The organism is Variovorax sp. OK212 (assembly GCF_900112425.1).
In the GTDB taxonomy this organism is placed as follows: domain Bacteria; phylum Pseudomonadota; class Gammaproteobacteria; order Burkholderiales; family Burkholderiaceae_C; genus Variovorax.
The window spans coordinates 585,510-600,467 of record NZ_FOLP01000001.1 but is presented as its reverse complement, the minus strand read 5'-3'; the positions used below and the strand labels follow the sequence as shown (position 1 = coordinate 600,467).

Here is a 14,958-nt window from a genome sequence, read left to right as displayed (position 1 = left end):
TGAGGAGGAGATGAGGAGGAGATTCAGACGGAAGGAATGGCCGACGCGAACGCATCGATGATGCGGCGGATGGGCTCGCGCTTGAGCTTCAACGCGGCCTGGTTGACCACCAGGCGGGCGCTGATGTCCATGATGCGTTCCACCTCGACGAGGTGGTTGGCCTTGAGCGTGTTGCCGGTGGAGACCAGGTCGACGATGGCGTCGGCCAGGCCCGTGAGCGGCGCCAGCTCCATGCTGCCGTAGAGCTTGATCAGGTCGACGTGCACGCCCTTGCTGGCGAAGAAGTCGCGCGACAGGCCCACGTACTTGGTGGCCACGCGCAGGCGCGAGCCCTGCTTGACGGCCGAGGCGTAGTCGTAGTCGTTGCGCACGGCCACGCTCAGGCGGCAGGCCGCGATGCGCAGGTCCAGCGGCTGGTACATGCCCTGGTTGCCGTTCTCGAGCAGAACGTCGAGCCCGGTCACGCCGAGGTCGGCGCCGCCGTACTGCACGTAGGTGGGCACGTCGGACGCGCGCACCAGCACCACGCGCACGTCGGGGCGGGTGGTGTCGAGAATCAGCTTGCGCGACTTCTCGGGGTCTTCGGTGACCTCGATGCCGGCGGCGGCCAGCAGGGGCATCGTCTCTTCGAAGATGCGGCCCTTTGAGAGTGCCAGGGTGATCATGCTGCGGCTCCGGTCACACGTTCGATGTCGGCACCCAGGCCGCGCAGTTTCGATTCCATGCGGTCGTAGCCCCGGTCCAGGTGGTAGATGCGGTCGACCAGCGTCTCGCCCTCGGCCACGAGGCCGGCGATGACGAGGCTGGCGGACGCGCGCAGGTCGGTGGCCATCACGGTGGCGCCGGAGAGCTGCTGCACGCCCTCGACCATCGCCACCTTGCCCTCGACGTGGATGCGCGCGCCCAGGCGCACCATCTCGTTCACGTGCATGAAGCGGTTCTCGAAGATGGTCTCGGTGACCATCGAGGCGCCGCGCGCAATGACGTTCAGGGCCATGAACTGGGCCTGCATGTCGGTCGGGAAGCCGGGGTACTCGGTGGTGCTGAAGCTCTGCGCCTTCAGGTTCTCGTACGCCGGGCCCTTGGAGCCGATGCGCACGCCGTCCTTTTCGCAGGCCACCGTGCAGCCCGCGTCGCGCAGCTTGTCGATCACGGCGTCCATGTGATCGCCGCGCGCGTGGCGCAGGAAGGCCTCGCCGCCCGTGGCCGCCACGGCGCACAGGAAGGTGCCGGCCTCGATGCGGTCGGCCACCACGGCGTGTTCGCAGCCGTGCAGCTTCTCGACGCCCTGGATGCGGATGTGGCTGGTGCCGTGGCCTTCGATCTTGGCGCCCATGCGGATCAGCATCTCGGCCAGGTCGACGATCTCGGGCTCCTGCGCGGCGTTCTCCAGCAGCGTCTCGCCCTCGGCCAGCGCGGCGGCCATCAGGAAGTTCTCGGTGCCGGTGACGGTGACCATGTCGGTCAGGATGCGCGCGCCCTTCAGCCGGGTGCGGCCTTCGGGCAGGCGGGCGAGCATGTAGCCGTGGTCGACCACGATCTCCGCGCCCATGGCCTGCAGGCCCTTGATGTGCTGGTCGACCGGGCGCGAGCCGATGGCGCAGCCGCCGGGCAGCGACACCTTGGCGTGGCCGAAGCGCGCCAGCAGCGGGCCCAGGGCCAGCACGGAGGCGCGCATGGTCTTCACGAGTTCGTAGGGGGCCTCGGGGTTGCCGAGGTCGCCGGCGTTCAGGCGGACGGTGCCGTTGTCGTCGCGCTCGGCGCTCACGCCCATGTTGCGCACCAGCTTGAGCATGGTCGACACGTCCTGCAGGCGCGGCACGTTGTGCAGCGTCACCGGCTGGTCGGTCAGCAGCGCCGCGCACAGCTCGGGCAGCGCGGCGTTCTTGGCGCCGGAAATGAGTACTTCGCCGCGGAGCTCTCGCCCGCCGCGAATCAGAAGTTTGTCCATCGAAATTCCAGCGAAATCAAGGCCCCCGCAAGGGCCGGAACGTTATTTTTCCACTGCCGCCCATTCGGCCGGCGTGTAGGTCTTCATCGAAAGCGCATGCACCTCGTCGGTGTGCATTTTCGCACCGAGGGTGGCGTAGACCCGCTGATGGCGCTGGATCGAGCGCTTGCCCTCGAATTCGGCCGAGACGATGGTGGCGTACCAATGTCGGCCGTCGCCTTCGAGCGTGATGTGCTCGCAGGGGAGATGGGACTGGATCAGGGCCTGGAGTTGTTCGGCGGTCATGGGGATTGGTATTTATCGGGAAACACCGCGGAACCGGCTTTGCCGGGCCGCAGGTGTTGCCCCCGCAAGGGGGTTGGCGAGGCGACACGAAGTGCGCGAAGACGGAGGGAGAGCCATGACTCAGCCTCGGATTTTGTAGCCGATTCGCAGCAGATGGACGGCCACGGCGCTCACCACCAGCCAGGCGGTGCCGACGATGCCCAGGCTGAGCCAGGGCGAGGCGTCGCTGACGCCGAAGAAGCCGTAGCGGAAGCCGTCGATCATGTAGAAGAACGGGTTCAGGTGGCTCACCTTCTGCCAGAACGGCGGCAGCGAGCCGATCGAATAGAACACGCCCGACAGGAAGGTCATGGGCATGATCAAAAAGTTCTGGAACACGGCCATCTGGTCGAACTTCTCGGCCCAGAGCCCCGCAATGAGGCCCAGCGTGCCGAGCATGGCGGCGCCCAGCAGCGCGAACACGACGATCCAGAGCGGCGCCACGAAATTCGGCGTCGCGAAGAACACGGTCACCAGGAACACGCCCAGCCCCACGGCCAGCCCGCGGATGAGCGACGAGCCCACGTAGGCGAAGAACCAGCCCCAGTGCGACAGCGGCGTGAGCAGCACGAACACCAGGTTGCCCATGATCTTGCTCTGGATGATCGACGACGAGCTGTTGGCGAACGCGTTCTGCAGCACGCTCATCATCACCAGGCCGGGCACCAGGAAGGCCGTGTAGCCGACCGTGCCGTACACCGTCACGCGGCCTTCGAGCACATGGCCGAACACCATGAGGTACAGCAGCGCGGTGAGCACCGGCGCGCCGACGGTCTGGAAGCCGACCTTCCAGAAGCGCAGCGTCTCTTTGTAGAGCAGCGCGCGCCAGCCCGTGACAGCCATCATGGAGCCCCCTTGCGCGGCACTGCGTGTCCGCGCTTCCCCCCGAGGGGGAGCTTCGCTTGCTTGGGGCGGCCCGGCGCGGCGCTCATCGCGCCACCTCCAGCGGCGTCTGCTCGCCCGCCATCAGGTCGATGAACACGTCTTCCAGGTCGGCCTTGCGCATTTCCACGTCTTCCACCGCGACGCCGGCTTCGCGGATCGCGGCCAGCAGTTGTTCGACTTCATGGGCGTTCTGTGCAGGCAGCTGCACGATGCGCCCGGTGATGCGCGCATGCTGGGCAATGGCCCACGGCAGCATGGCGTCGGTCTTGAAGCGCAGCACGTTGCTCGCGGCCGACTTCAGCAGCTCGCTGGTGCGGTCGAGCGCGATCACGCGGCCCAGCTTGAGCATCGCGATGCGGTTGCACAGCGCCTCGGCCTCTTCGAGGTAATGGGTGGTGAGCAGCACGGTGCTGCCCTGCTTGTTGAGCCGGGCAACGAACTGCCAGAGCGTCTGGCGCAGCTCGACGTCCACGCCGGCGGTGGGCTCGTCGAGCACGATCACCGGCGGCTTGTGCACCAGCGCCTGCGCCACCAGCACGCGGCGCTTCATGCCGCCCGAGAGCTGGCGCATGTTGGCCGTGGCCTTGTCGGCGAGGCCCAGGCTCTGCAGCAGCTCGTCGATCCAGGCCTCGTTGTTCTTGATGCCGAAGTAGCCCGACTGGATGCGCAGCGATTCGCGCACATTGAAGAAGGGATCGAACACCAGCTCCTGCGGCACGATGCCGAGCTGGCGGCGCGCTTCGGCGAAGTCGCGCTGCACGTCGAAACCGTGCACGCTGATGGCGCCGGACGTGGGCCTGGAAAGGCCCGCGAGCATGCTGATCAGCGAGGTCTTGCCCGCGCCGTTCGGGCCGAGCAGGCCGAAGAACTCGCCCGGCTCGATCTGGAATGTGACCTCGTCGACGGCCTTCAGCCCCGGCTTGCCTTGGGCTTTCTGCTGTTTGGAGGGGGGGTAGGTCTTGGAGACCGATTGGAAGGAGATCGCGGGCATGGGAGCCCGCGATTTTACGGGGCGAGTTCGAAAGCGCGCCGCGCAGCGGCCCGATACCCTCATGCGGCCGCCGCCGGGCCGCCCCAAGGCGGCCCGCGCCTCACCCTGGGGGTGGCGAATTACACGCAGCGAAGCGAAGTGAAAAGCCGGGGGGACAGGCCGTCAGGGCGCAGCGGGCAAAAGGCCCGCAATGCCGTACAGGGCAGCCAGTTCGCGAAGACGCGGCGACAGGCCCTTGACCGCGAAGCCGCGGCCCAGCGCACTGGATTCACGCCGGCATTCGAGCAGCACCGCCAGGGCGGAAGAGTCGAACTGGGCCAGGGCGGTGGCGTCCACCACGGTGGACGACGAATCGACCTGCCCCTTCAGCCCCTGCTGCAGCATGCGCATGCAGGCGGGGGCCTCGTCGTGGGTCAGGCGCGTGGGCAGGACCAGCATCGGTCAGCCCTTGCTGTTGCCCTTGTTGCGCGCCGCGAGCGCGGAAATCAGGCCGTCGATGCCGCTCTTGTTGATTTCCTGCGCGAACTGCGTGCGGTAGGTGTCGACCAGCCAGACGCCCAGCACATTCAGGTTGTAGACCTTCCAGCCGGCGCCTTGGCCGGGGGTCTTCTCGAGGCGGTAGTCCAGCTGGACCGGGTCGCCGCGGCCCTTGACCTCGGTGCGCACCAGCACGTCGGCGTCGTCGGGCGAACCGCGGAACGGACGCACGGTGACGGTCTGGTCGCTGACCTGGTCGAGCGCGCCGGCGTAGGTGCGCACCAGCAGGGTCTTGAACTCGTCCTGCAGCTTCTTCTGCTGCTCCGGCGTGGCCGTGCGCCAGGCCGGGCCGACGGCCGAAGCCGTCATGCGCTGGAAGTTCACGTTCGGCATGATCTTGCTGTCGACGAGCAGCATGATCTTGTTGACGTCGCCGGACTTGATGGACTTGTCCGACTTGATGGTGTCGAGCACGTCGGTCGAGATGCGCTTCACCAGCGCGTCGGGGGTTTCGTCGGCGGCGCGTGCGGGGCTCACGAAGGCGGCCGCGGCGCTGAACAGCATCGCGCCGGCCAGCACCATGTGGCCGAGGCTGCGGCGTTGCACGATCATCTTGTTGTTCATTGAGAGGTCCCTCTGGTTTCGGATGGGCGCGGCACGCACGAAAGATGGCGTGCCACGACAAGAACGGTTTGGACAGGACCCGGGACTACCGGGTTCCTGAAGCCCAGGTGAAGGCTTGCAACGGAATGCAAGCGCAACCTGCGCTCCTGCGGACGTCCTGGCGCGTTCGATTCACTGTGCCTGCAGCCTACTTGCCTGCGTCCTCGTCGAAAGACTTGCCGTCATGGATCAGGCTGCGGCGGCGTTGAAGGAAGGCATCGCGCGTGAAGGAGTACTTGTCGAGCGCGGCGTCGTCGATCAGGCGGCCGGCGCGCAGGTACTGCGAGCGCGTGTCGACCACGCGCAGCACGGTCAGCGAATTGCGCCATGCCACGTCGCTCACGGCGTTGATGCCGTCGCCGTAGAAGTCGACCGGCTTGGCCACGGTGTCGCGCAGCGTGGAGGGGCCGAGCAGCGGCAGCACGATGTACGGGCCCGCGCCCACACCCCAGCGGCCGAGCGTCTGGCCGAAGTCTTCGTCGTGGCGGTCGATGCCGGCTTCGGTCGCCACGTCCAGCAGGCCGCCGAGGCCGAAGAAGGTGTTGACGTTGACCCGCATGAAGGTCTCGGCGCTGTTCTGCAGCTTGAGCTGGGCCACGCTGTTGGCAAAGCTCCAGACGTCGCCGATGTTGCCGAAGAAGTTGTTCACGCCCGTGCGCACCATCGACGGCAGCACGTTGACATAAGCGGTGGACACCGGCACGAGCACAGCCTGGTCGAGCTTGTCGTTGAACGTGAAGACGCCGCGGTTGAACGGCTCGAAGGGGTCGGCCGGATTCGCGTTGGGACCGGTGGCGCAGCCGGCCACCAGGGCGAACACAGCAGCCGCGCTGGTCCAACGGGCAAATTTAGCTATGTTTTTCATAGCATTCGGGGCGACAGGCGAGAAAGATCGTGTTTTCATTTTTTATTGGGGGTTCCCTGCGCCGATCCGGAGTTCGAGCTCCCGTCGGCGGCCTTGCTGTAGAGGAACTGGCTGATCAGGTTTTCCAGCACCACCGCGGATTGGGTGGCTGTGATGGTGTCGCCGGACTGCAGGTTCTTCTCCTCGGCGCCCGCCTCGATCCCGATGTACTGCTCGCCGAGCAGGCCACTGGTCAGGATCTTGAGCGAACTGTCCTTGGGAAAACTGTACCGGTTTTGCAAAGCCAGCGTCACGTCGGCCTGAAAGGTCTTGTCGTTGAAGGTGATGGACTCCACCCGCCCGACCACCACGCCCGCGCTCTTCACCGCGGTCTGCGGCTTCAGTCCGCCGATGTTGTCGAAGCGCGCCGTCACGGCGTAGGTCTTCTGGAAGTTCAGGCTCAGCAGGTTGGCCGACTGCAGCGCGAGAAACAGCAGGGCCGCCGCGCCGATCAGCACGAACAGGCCGACCCAGATGTCGTTGTTGGAACGTTGCATGGTTTGCACTCTTTAGAACGATGGAGGCCGAGCCTCTTTAGATACTGAACATCATGGCGGTGAGCAGGAAGTCCAGCCCCAGGACCGCCAGCGATGCCGACACCACGGTGCGCGTGGTTGCGCGCGACACGCCCTCGGGCGTGGGCTGGGCCTCGTAGCCCTGCAGCAGCGCGATGAAGGTCACGGTGAAGCCGAAGACGATGCTCTTGATGACGCCGTTGCCGACGTCGCGCCACACATCGACGCCGCCTTGCATCTGGCCCCAGAACGCGCCCGGGTCCACGCCCAGCATCAGCACGCCCACCACGTAGCCGCCCATGATGCCGACCGCGCTGAACACGGCCGCCAGCAGCGGCATGGTGATGACGCCGGCCCAGAAACGCGGCGCGAGGATGCGCTGCACGGGGTCGACGGCCATCATTTCCATGGCGCTCAGCTGCTCGTCAGCCTTCATGAGGCCGATTTCCGCGGTGAGCGACGTGCCGGCGCGCCCGGTGAACAGCAACGCGGCCACCACCGGTCCGAGTTCGCGCACCAGGCTCAGCGTGACCAGCAGGCCGAGCGCTTCGGACGAGCCGTAGCGCTGCAGCGCGTAGTACATCTGCAGCCCCAGCACGAAGCCCACGAACAGGCCCGACACGCCGATGATCGCGAGCGAGTAGTTGCCCAGGAAATGGATCTGGTCGCGCACGAGGCTGAAGCGCCGCATGATCTGCGCGCCCGGACCGACCAGGCGCATGAAGAGCTTCGCGCCATAGCCCAGGTTGGCCAGATGGCTGCGCACGGCAAAGCCGGTGTCGGCAGGCTTCCACCAAGTCATACAGGCCCCCTCGTTCGGCACTTCGTGTCCTCACTGCCCCCCAGGGGGGACTTCGCTTGCTCGGGGCGGCCCAGCGCAGCGCTCATGAACGCCCCCCTTCGACATTGCCGAAGTCGTCTTCGATGCTGACGCCCGGGTAATGGAAACGCACGGGCCCGTCGGGCAGTGCGTTCACGAACTGATGGACCAGCGGATCGGCGCTGTGGCGCACGTCGTCGGGCGTGCCCTGCGCGGCGATGCCGCCGTTGGCCAGGATGATCACGTGGTCGGCGATGCGGAAGGTTTCTTCCAGGTCGTGCGACACGATGATGCTGGTGAGCCCGAGCGTGTCGTTGAGCTGGCGGATCAGCCGCGCCGCGGTGCCGAGCGAGATCGGGTCGAGGCCGGCGAAGGGCTCGTCGTACATCACGAGATCGGGGTCGAGCGCGATGGCACGCGCCAGCGCCACGCGCCGCGCCATGCCGCCCGACACCTCGCTGGGCATCAGGTCGCGCGCGCCGCGCAGGCCGACCGCGTCGAGCTTCATCAGCACGATGTCGCGCACCAGCGCTTCGGAGAGTTGCGTGTGCTCGCGCAGCGGAAACGCCACGTTGTCGAACACGGTCATGTCGGTGAACAGCGCGCCGAACTGGAACAGCATGCCCATGCGGCGCCGCGCCGCGTAGAGCGCGGTGGCGTCGAACTTGCCGACGTCATGGCCATCGAAGAGCACTTGGCCGCGCTGCGCCTTCTGCTGTCCGCCGATCAGCCGCAGCACGGTGGTCTTGCCGCCGCCCGATGCGCCCATGAGGGCCGTGACCTTGCCACGCGGTACGCTGAAGGAAACGCCGTCGAGGATGGCGCGCGCGCCGTAGCCGAACGTGACGTCTCGGAACTCTACGAAGGGATGTGGCAGGGGTGCGGCAGGGTCCATCTCAATAAAAAAGCCGGGGCGCTTCTTCAAGCATCCCGGCATGCGGTTTCACGCGGATGATACCGGGGCCGTGCCCGGCCCCGACAAATTGAAACAAAATTCAGCGCGGCAAGTCGCTGAATCCCATCAGAAATTCATCCACCGAACGCGCGGCTTGACGGCCTTCGCGAATGGCCCACACAACCAGCGACTGGCCGCGGCGGATGTCGCCGGCGGCGAAGACCTTCGGCACGTTGGTGGCGTAGCCGCCGATGAAATCGACCGTTGCCCTGGCGTTGCCGCGTGCATCCTTCTCGACACCGAAGGCGTCCAGCACGGTGGCCACGGGGCTGATGAAGCCCATCGCCAGCAGCACGAGGTCGGCCTTGAGCACCTGCTCGCTGCCGGCCACTTCCTGCATCTTGCCGTCCTTCCACTCGACGCGAACGGTCTTCAGGCCGGTGACCTTGCCCTTCTCGCCGATGAATTCCTTGGTCGAGATGGCGAACTCGCGCTCGCAGCCCTCTTCATGGCTGGAGCTGGTGCGCAGCTTGATCGGCCAGTACGGCCAGGTCATCGGGCGGTTCTCTTCCTCGGGCGGCTGGGCCATCAGTTCGAACTGCGTGACGCTGACCGCGCCGTGGCGGTTGCTGGTGCCCACGCAATCGGAGCCGGTATCGCCGCCGCCGATCACGATCACGCTCTTGCCGTCGGCGCGCAGCTGGCCCTTGACCTTGTCGCCCGCGTTCACGCGGTTCTGCTGCGGCAGGAACTCCATCGCGAAATGGATGCCGTCGAGGTCGCGCCCGGGCACCGGCAGGTCGCGCGACTGCTCGGCGCCGCCGGTCAGCAGCACGGCGTCGAACTCCTTCTGCAACTGCTCGGGGGTGACGGTTTCCTTGGCCAGGTTCGTGACCTTGGAGCCCTTGCCCAGCGGGTCCTTCGCGGCGCCGACCATCACGCCGGTGCGGAAGCTCACGCCCTCGGCCTTCATCTGCTCGACGCGGCGATCGATGTGCGTCTTCTCCATCTTGAAGTCGGGGATGCCGTAGCGCAGCAGGCCGCCGATGCGGTCGTTCTTCTCGAACAGCGTCACGTCGTGGCCGGCGCGCGCCAGTTGCTGCGCCGCCGCCATGCCGGCCGGGCCCGCGCCCACCACGGCGACCTTCTTGCCGGTCTTGTGCTTGGCCACGCGCGGCGCCACCCAGCCTTCGTCCCAGGCGCGGTCGATGATCGCGTGTTCCAGCGACTTGATGCCCACGGCTTCGTCGTTCACGTTGAGCACGCAGGCGGCCTCGCAGGGCGCGGGGCAGATGCGGCCGGTGAACTCGGGGAAGTTGTTGGTCGAGTCGAGCACCGCGAAGGCGTTCTGCCAGTCGTCGCGGTACACGAGGTCGTTGAAGTCCGGAATGATGTTGTTGACCGGGCAGCCGCTGTTGCAGAACGGCGTGCCGCAGTCCATGCAGCGCGCGCCCTGCACCTTGGCCTGCGCGGTGTCCAGGCCGACAACGAATTCCTTGTAATGCTTGACGCGTTCGTCGACGGGCTTGTAGCCCTCCTCGACGCGCTCATGCTCCATGAAGCCGGTGATCTTTCCCATCGTGCTTTCCTCTGTTCTTCGTGTTCGTTGCCGCTCAGACCGCGGCGGTTGCGGACGGAGCCACCAGCGCATGCGGCTCGAGGCCGACGTGTGCGTTGTTGCCGCTGCTCGTGAGCTCGACCTTGCGGTCGTGCAGCTCGGCCAGCGCGCGCTTGTATTCGTTCGGGAACACCTTCACGAACTTCGTGCGCGACACGGCCCAGGTGTCGAGCAGCTCGCGCGCGCGCTTGCTGCCGGTCCAGCGGTGGTGGTCTTCGAGCAGCTTCTTCAGCTGCGCTTCGTCGGTCACGCCGCCGTGCCAGATCTTGCGGTGCACGCTGGCCGTTTGTTCGGCCGAGGTCAGCACCTTGTCCAGCGACACCATCGAGAGGTTGCAGCGCGAGGCGAACTGGCCGTCTTCGTCGTAGACGAAGGCGACGCCGCCGCTCATGCCGGCCGCGAAGTTGCGGCCCGTCTGGCCGAGCACGGCCACCGTGCCGCCGGTCATGTATTCGCAGCCGTGGTCGCCGGTGCCTTCGATGACCGCCGTGGCGCCCGACAGGCGCACGGCGAAACGCTCGCCGGCCACGCCGCACAGGTAGGCCTCGCCGGTGGTCGCGCCGTACAGCGCGGTGTTGCCCACGATGGTGTTGCGCACCGCTTCGCCGCGGAAGTCCAGGCTGGGGCGAACCACCACGCGGCCGCCCGAGAGGCCCTTGCCGGTGTAGTCGTTGGCGTCGCCGATCAGGTACAGCGTGATGCCGCGTGCCAGGAAGGCGCCGAACGACTGGCCGCCCGTGCCTTCGAGCTGGATGCGGATCGAATCGTCGGGCAGGCCCTGCGGATGCACCTTGGTCAGCGCGCCCGAGAGCATGGCACCCACCGAGCGGTTGACGTTGCGCGCCACCTCGATGAACTGCACCTTCTCGCCCTTGTCGATGGCGGGACGCGACTTCTCGATGAGCTTCACGTCCAGCGCCTTGTCCAGGCCGTGGTCCTGGTTCTCGACGTGGAAGCGCGGCACGTCGGCCGGCACGTTCGGCAGCGCGAACAGGCGGCTGAAGTCCAGGCCCGAGGCCTTCCAGTGCTCGATGCCCTTGCGCATGTCGAGCAGGTCGGCGCGGCCGATCAGGTCGTCGAACTTGCGGATGCCGAGCTGGGCCATGATCTGGCGCACTTCTTCCGCAACGAAGAAGAAGTAGTTGACGACGTGCTCGGGCTTGCCCGAGAACTTCTTGCGCAGGATCGGGTCTTGCGTGGCCACGCCCACCGGGCAGGTGTTCAGGTGGCACTTGCGCATCATGATGCAGCCCTCGACCACCAGCGGGGCGGTGGCGAAGCCGAACTCGTCGGCGCCCAGCAACGCGCCGATGGCGACGTCGCGGCCGGTCTTCATCTGGCCGTCGGCCTGCACGCGGATGCGGCTGCGCAGGCGGTTGAGCACCAGCGTCTGCTGTGTTTCGGCCAAGCCGATTTCCCACGGGCTGCCCGCGTGCTTGATCGACGACCAGGGCGATGCGCCCGTGCCGCCGTCATGGCCGGCGATCACGACGTGGTCGCTCTTGCACTTGGCCACGCCCGCCGCGATGGTGCCCACGCCGATCTCGCTCACCAGCTTCACGCTGATGCTGGCGTGCGGCGCGGTGTTCTTCAGGTCGTGAATCAGCTGCGCCAGGTCTTCGATCGAGTAGATGTCGTGGTGCGGCGGCGGGGAGATGAGGCCCACGCCCGGCACCGCATAGCGCTGCTTGCCGATGTACTCGGTGACCTTGCCGCCCGGCAGCTGGCCGCCCTCGCCCGGCTTCGCGCCCTGGGCCATCTTGATCTGGATCTGGTCGGCCGAATGCAGGTACTCGGCCGTGACGCCGAAGCGGCCCGACGCGACCTGCTTGATGCGCGAACGCAGCGAGTCGCCGTCCTTCAGGGGCAGGTCGACCTCGACGTTCTCGGCGCCGATCACGCTCTTGAGCGTGTCGCCCTGCTTGATCGGGATGCCCTTGAGTTCGTTGCGGTAGCGCGCGGGGTCTTCACCGCCTTCGCCGGTGTTGCTCTTGCCGCCGATGCGGTTCATGGCAATGGCGAGCGTGGCGTGCGCCTCGGTGCTGATCGAGCCGAGCGACATCGCGCCGGTGGCGAAGCGCTTGACGATGTCGGCAGCCGACTCGACCTCGTCGACCGGCACGGCCTTGGCCGGATCGATCTTGAACTCGAACAGGCCGCGCAGCGTCAGGTGGCGGCGGTTCTGGTCGTTGATGAGCTGCGCGTATTCCTTGTACGTGTTCCAGTTGTTGGAGCGCGTGCTGTGCTGCAGCTTGGCGATGGCATCGGGCGTCCACATGTGCTCTTCGCCGCGCGTGCGCCAGGCGTATTCGCCGCCGGCGTCGAGCATGCCGGCGAGCACGGGGTCGTCGCCGAAGGCGGCCTTGTGCATGCGGATGGCTTCCTCGGCGATCTCGAAGACGCCGATGCCTTCCACGCGGCTGGCGGTGCCGGTGAAGTACTTGCTCACCGTCTCGCTGTTCAGGCCGATGGCTTCGAACAGCTGGGCGCCGCAGTAGCTCATGTAGGTGCTGACACCCATCTTCGACATGATCTTCGACAGGCCCTTGCCGATGGCCTTCACGTAGTTGTAGACCGCCTTCTCGGCGCTCAGGTCGCCCGGCAGGTCGGCGTGCATGGCCGTGAGCGTTTCCATGGCGAGGTACGGGTGCACGGCTTCCGCGCCGTAGCCCGCGAGCACGCCGAAGTGATGCACTTCGCGCGCCGAACCGGTCTCGACCACCAGGCCGGCCGTGGTGCGCAGGCCTTCACGCACCAGGTACTGGTGCACGGCCGACAGGGCCAGCACGGCGGGAATGGCCACCTGCGTCGGGCTCACGCCGCGGTCGCTGATGATCAGGATGTTGTGGCCGCCCTTGATGGCGTCCACCGCTTCGGCGCACAGCGAGGCCAGCTTGGCTTCGACACCTTCGTCGCCCCAGGCGAGCGGGTAGGTGATGTCCAGCACATAGCTCTTGAACTTGCCCTGCGTGTACTTGCCGATGTCGCGCAGCTTCGCCATGTCGGAGAAGTCGAGGATCGGCTGGCTCACTTCGAGCCGCATCGGCGGGTTGACCTGGTTGATGTCCAGCAGGTTGGGCTTGGGGCCGATGAAGGACACCAGCGACATCACGATGGCTTCGCGGATCGGGTCGATCGGCGGGTTCGTCACCTGCGCGAACAGCTGCTTGAAGTAGTTGTACAGCGGCTTGTTCTTGCTGGAGAGCACGGCCAGCGGGCTGTCGTTGCCCATGGAGCCGATGCCTTCCTCGCCGGCCTGCGCCATCGGGCTCATCAGGAACTTGATGTCTTCCTGGGTGTAGCCGAAGGCCTGCTGGCGGTCGAGCAATGCGACTTGCGACAGCGGCGCGGAGACCGGCTCGGCCTTCACGCTGTCGAGCTTGATGCGCAGGTTCTCGATCCACTGCTTGTAGGGCTTGCTGTTCGCGAGGTTGGACTTGACCTCCTCGTCGTCGATCATGCGGCCCTGTTCCAGGTCGATCAGGAACATCTTGCCGGGCTGCAGGCGCCACTTGCGCACGATCTTCTGCTCGGGCACGGGCAGCACGCCCGACTCCGACGCCATGATGACCAGGTCGTCGTCGGTCACGCAGTAGCGCGAGGGGCGCAGGCCGTTGCGGTCCAGCGTGGCGCCGATCTGGCGGCCGTCGGTGAACACGATGGAGGCCGGGCCGTCCCACGGCTCGAGCATGGCGGCGTGGTATTCATAGAACGCGCGGCGGCGCGGGTCCATGGTGGCGTGCTGTTCCCAGGGCTCGGGAATCATCATCATCACGGCCTGGCTGATGGGGTAGCCGGCCATCGTCAGCAGCTCGAGGCAGTTGTCGAAGGTGGCGGTGTCGGACTGGCTGGCGAAGCTGATCGGGTACAGCTTCTGCAGGTCGGCGCCGAGCACGGGCGAGGACATGACGCCTTCGCGCGCCTTCATCCAGTTGTAGTTGCCCTTGACCGTGTTGATTTCGCCGTTGTGGGCAACGTAGCGGTACGGGTGGGCCAGCGGCCATTCGGGGAAGGTGTTGGTCGAGAAGCGCTGGTGCACCAGGCCCAGGGCCGAGACGCAACGCTTGTCCTGCAGGTCGAGGTAATAGGTACCGACCTGGTCGGCCAGCAGCAGGCCCTTGTAGACCACGGTGCGGCTGGACATGCTCGGAACGTAGTATTCCTTGCTGTGCTTGAGCTTCAGGCGCTGGATGTTGGCGCTGGCGGTCTTGCGGATCACGTAGAGCTTGCGTTCCAGCGCGTCCTGCACGATCACGTCGTTGCCGCGGCCGATGAAAACCTGGCGCAGCAGCGGTTCCTTTTCGCGCACGGTGGGCGACATGGGCATGTCGCGGTTCACCGGCACGTCGCGCCAGCCGAGCAGCACCTGGCCTTCGGCCTTGATGGCGCGTTCCATCTCTTGTTCGCAGGCTTCGCGCGAGGCATGCTCCTTCGGCAGGAAGATCATGCCGACGCCGTACTCGCCGGGCGGGGGCAGCGTGACACCCTGCTTGGCCATCTCTTCGCGGTACAGGTGGTCGGGCAGCTGGATCAGGATGCCCGCGCCGTCGCCCATGAGCTTGTCAGCGCCCACTGCGCCGCGATGGTCGAGGTTCTCGAGGATCTTCAAGCCCTGCAGCACGATGGCATGGCTTTTTTCGCCCTTGATGTGTGCAACGAAGCCGACGCCGCAGGCGTCGTGCTCGTCGGCACCGGAATACAGACCGTGTTCTTGGAGATGTTGAATCTCGGCAGCCGTCGTCATGGGCGCGCTCCTTCAGTTTTCGCAGGGAAAGGGAGCATATTGCGATGCACAAAGAATGCCAAACACTTTAATGGGGGTCAGATTCGAATTAAATCTTGAGTTTTCTGATCGGAAATAAATTGGGGACACATTAAAAGCAGGAGCGATAACTCCAGCATCAGCGACGGACTG

The 14,958-nt window shown here is 66.3% G+C and carries 13 protein-coding genes; all 13 read right to left on the bottom strand.

The features are described from left to right. Positions 1–23 precede the first annotated feature (23 nt). The 13 genes from hisG to BM004_RS02600 all read right to left on the bottom strand — a co-directional run bounded on the left by hisG (position 24) and on the right by BM004_RS02600 (position 14,787). Positions 24–665, bottom strand: coding sequence for an ATP phosphoribosyltransferase (hisG, locus tag BM004_RS02660; RefSeq protein ID WP_093211123.1), 642 nt, complete (start codon positions 663–665; stop codon positions 24–26). Then, on the bottom strand, positions 662–1,951 hold the full coding sequence (murA, locus tag BM004_RS02655; RefSeq protein ID WP_093211121.1) for a UDP-N-acetylglucosamine 1-carboxyvinyltransferase: 1,290 nt from the start codon (positions 1,949–1,951) through the stop codon (positions 662–664). The genes hisG and murA overlap by 4 nt, the downstream gene beginning before the upstream one ends. Before the next feature lie 42 nt (positions 1,952–1,993). Continuing rightward, positions 1,994–2,236 (bottom strand): BolA family protein, encoded by a 243-nt coding sequence (locus BM004_RS02650; RefSeq protein ID WP_093048598.1) that lies wholly within the window; start codon positions 2,234–2,236, stop codon positions 1,994–1,996. A 120-nt stretch (positions 2,237–2,356) separates the two neighbouring features. Continuing rightward, positions 2,357–3,121, bottom strand: a complete 765-nt coding sequence (locus BM004_RS02645) for an ABC transporter permease (protein WP_093125381.1) — start codon at positions 3,119–3,121, stop codon at positions 2,357–2,359. A gap of 82 nt (positions 3,122–3,203) precedes the next feature. Then, on the bottom strand, positions 3,204–4,151 hold the full coding sequence (locus BM004_RS02640) for an ABC transporter ATP-binding protein (protein ID WP_093125383.1): 948 nt from the start codon (positions 4,149–4,151) through the stop codon (positions 3,204–3,206). 162 nt (positions 4,152–4,313) lie between these two features. Further along, positions 4,314–4,589 carry an STAS domain-containing protein gene (locus BM004_RS02635; RefSeq protein ID WP_093125385.1) on the bottom strand — a complete coding sequence of 92 codons (276 nt, stop codon included), beginning with the start codon at positions 4,587–4,589 and terminating at the stop codon, positions 4,314–4,316. A gap of 3 nt (positions 4,590–4,592) precedes the next feature. After that, complete coding sequence (locus BM004_RS02630) at positions 4,593–5,252, bottom strand: MlaC/ttg2D family ABC transporter substrate-binding protein (protein WP_093211119.1); 660 nt, start codon at positions 5,250–5,252, stop codon at positions 4,593–4,595. A gap of 187 nt (positions 5,253–5,439) precedes the next feature. Then, positions 5,440–6,156, bottom strand: a complete 717-nt coding sequence (locus BM004_RS02625) for an MlaA family lipoprotein (protein ID WP_177206327.1) — start codon at positions 6,154–6,156, stop codon at positions 5,440–5,442. Positions 6,157–6,191: 35 nt separating this feature from the next. Then, positions 6,192–6,692, bottom strand: coding sequence for an outer membrane lipid asymmetry maintenance protein MlaD (mlaD, locus tag BM004_RS02620; protein ID WP_093125394.1), 501 nt, complete (start codon positions 6,690–6,692; stop codon positions 6,192–6,194). A 37-nt stretch (positions 6,693–6,729) separates the two neighbouring features. Continuing rightward, complete coding sequence (mlaE, locus tag BM004_RS02615; protein ID WP_093125398.1) at positions 6,730–7,512, bottom strand: lipid asymmetry maintenance ABC transporter permease subunit MlaE; 783 nt, start codon at positions 7,510–7,512, stop codon at positions 6,730–6,732. 82 nt (positions 7,513–7,594) lie between these two features. Beyond that, positions 7,595–8,425: an ABC transporter ATP-binding protein gene (locus BM004_RS02610; protein ID WP_256219760.1), complete on the bottom strand. Its 831-nt coding sequence runs from the start codon at positions 8,423–8,425 to the stop codon at positions 7,595–7,597. A gap of 100 nt (positions 8,426–8,525) precedes the next feature. Continuing rightward, positions 8,526–10,004, bottom strand: a complete 1,479-nt coding sequence (locus tag BM004_RS02605; RefSeq protein WP_093211115.1) for a glutamate synthase subunit beta — start codon at positions 10,002–10,004, stop codon at positions 8,526–8,528. Positions 10,005–10,038: 34 nt separating this feature from the next. Then, positions 10,039–14,787: a glutamate synthase-related protein gene (locus tag BM004_RS02600; RefSeq protein WP_093211113.1), complete on the bottom strand. Its 4,749-nt coding sequence runs from the start codon at positions 14,785–14,787 to the stop codon at positions 10,039–10,041. Positions 14,788–14,958: the final 171 nt, after the last annotated feature.